The 1,918-nt window shown below is 74.3% G+C and carries 2 protein-coding genes and 1 pseudogene; all 3 read left to right on the plus strand.

Features of this window, described 5'->3' with window-relative positions:
• Positions 1-345 (plus strand): FCD domain-containing protein (locus GT042_RS01200; RefSeq protein WP_161306831.1); only part of this gene is annotated, 345 nt, incomplete at its 5' end.
• Positions 342-1,487 (plus strand): galactonate dehydratase, encoded by a 1,146-nt coding sequence (gene dgoD, locus GT042_RS01205; RefSeq protein WP_161306832.1) that lies wholly within the window; start codon positions 342-344, stop codon positions 1,485-1,487. The genes GT042_RS01200 and dgoD, both read left to right, overlap by 4 nt.
• 5 nt (positions 1,488-1,492) lie before the next feature.
• Positions 1,493-1,918 (plus strand): annotated as a pseudogene (locus GT042_RS01210) (hypothetical protein); the annotation flags it as partial.

Raw genomic sequence — 1,918 nt, forward strand, 5'->3', positions numbered from 1 at the left:
GGCGGGGGCGGGGCCGCGCACGCGGTCGAGGCCGACCTCGCCTTCCACCGCGCGCTGCTCGCCGCCACCCACAACGAACTGCTCGAACGCATGGAGATGGTCATCGAGTCCGGGCTGGCCCACCGCGACCAGATCGTGCACAGCTCCCCGCACGGCGAGGACCCCGTACCCAGCCACCGCGCCGTCCTCGACGCGGTACGGGCGGGGGACCAGGACGCGGCGGAGACGGCCATGCGTGCCCTGCTCGACCAGGCGGTACGCGACCTGGACAAGGTCCACGGGACGCCGGGGGACAGCGGCGCGGCGGACACCACTGCCGACACGAAAGGCACCGAGGCGAAGTGAAGATCGTTCGCGTCGAGACGTTCCTCGTCCCGCCCCGCTGGCTGTTCTGCCGCGTCGAGACCGACGAGGGTGTGGTCGGCTGGGGCGAACCGGTGGTCGAGGGCCGCGCCGAGGTCGTACGGGCCGCCGTCGACGTCCTCGCCGAGTACCTGGTCGGCCAGGACCCGCTGCGGATCGAGGACCACTGGCAGGTGCTGAGCAAGGCGGGCTTCTACCGGGGCGGCCCGGTGCTCTCCAGCGCCGTCGCCGGCATCGACCAGGCGCTGTGGGACATCGCGGGCAAGACGTACGGCGCGCCCGTGCACGCCCTGCTCGGCGGTCCGGTACGGGACTCCATCCGGGTGTACGCGTGGGTCGGCGGCGACGAACCCGCCCGGCTCACCGAGGAGATAACCGAGCAGGTCGAGGCCGGCTTCACCGCCGTGAAGATGAACGCGTCCGGCCGCACCTCCCCCCTCACCACCCCGGCCGAGACGGCGGCGGTGGTGGACCGGGTGGCCGCCGCCCGGGCCGTCCTCGGCCCGCACCGCGACGTCGCCGTCGACTTCCACGGCCGGTTCAGCCCGGCGAGCGCCCGGCGTGTCCTGCGTGAAATCGGCCCGCTGCACCCGCTGTTCGCGGAGGAGCCGCTGCTGCCCGAGCACGGTCATCTGCTGCCCGCGCTGGTGGCCGCCAGCGAGGTGCCGATCGCCACCGGTGAACGGCTGTACGGGCGGGCGGAGTTCCTGCCCGCGCTCGCGGCGGGCATCGCCGTGGCCCAGCCGGACCTCTCGCACGCGGGCGGCATCTCGGAGGTGCACCGGATCGCCTCCCTCGCGGACGCGTACGGGGCGCAGCTCGCCCCGCACTGCCCGCTGGGGCCGATCGCACTCGCCGCCAGCCTCCAAATAGCCTTCTGCACACCGAACTTCCTCATCCAGGAGCAGAGCAGGGGCATCCACTACAACAAGGACGCCGACCTGCTGTCGTACGTGGTCGACCCGGAGCCGTTCCGTTTTGTCGGCGGCCAGGCGCGGCGCACGGAGCTGCCCGGGCTCGGCATCACGGTGGACGAGGCGGCGGTACGGGCCGCCGACCGGACGGGGCACGCCTGGCGCAACCCGGTGTGGCGGCACGCGGACGGCTCGTTCGCGGAATGGTGAGCGCTGTGCCTGAATGTGGCGGACCTGGCGATCTGCCCGCGCCCCGCATCGTCACCGACCTCGCCCACGGCGGCCGTTGGACGTCGCTCACCGCCGGTGGCCGGGAGTGGCTCTGGCATCGCGACGAGCCCCGCAGGGCCGGTGTCGGGCCCGGGGATCCCTTCGCCGACGCGGGGGGCCTGGAGGAGTGTGTCCCCACGGTCCGGGGGACCCCCGACCACGGGGACGCGTGGTCGCGGCCCTGGCGGCGCGCGGGTGAGGAGGAGTCCGTCGACTGCCCCGACTTCCGCCTCACACGGCGCGTCTCCGCCGGGGCGGGCAGGACCGTCGTCGACTACCGGCTGACCGCCGCGCCCGGCTACCGCTTCCTCTGGGCCGCGCACGCGCTGCTGGAGGTCTCCGGGCGGGCCCGCGCCGTGATGACCGGCGGC

The sequence above is a fragment of the Streptomyces sp. SID3212 genome, assembly GCF_009865405.1.
Classification (GTDB): Bacteria; Actinomycetota; Actinomycetes; order Streptomycetales; family Streptomycetaceae; genus Streptomyces.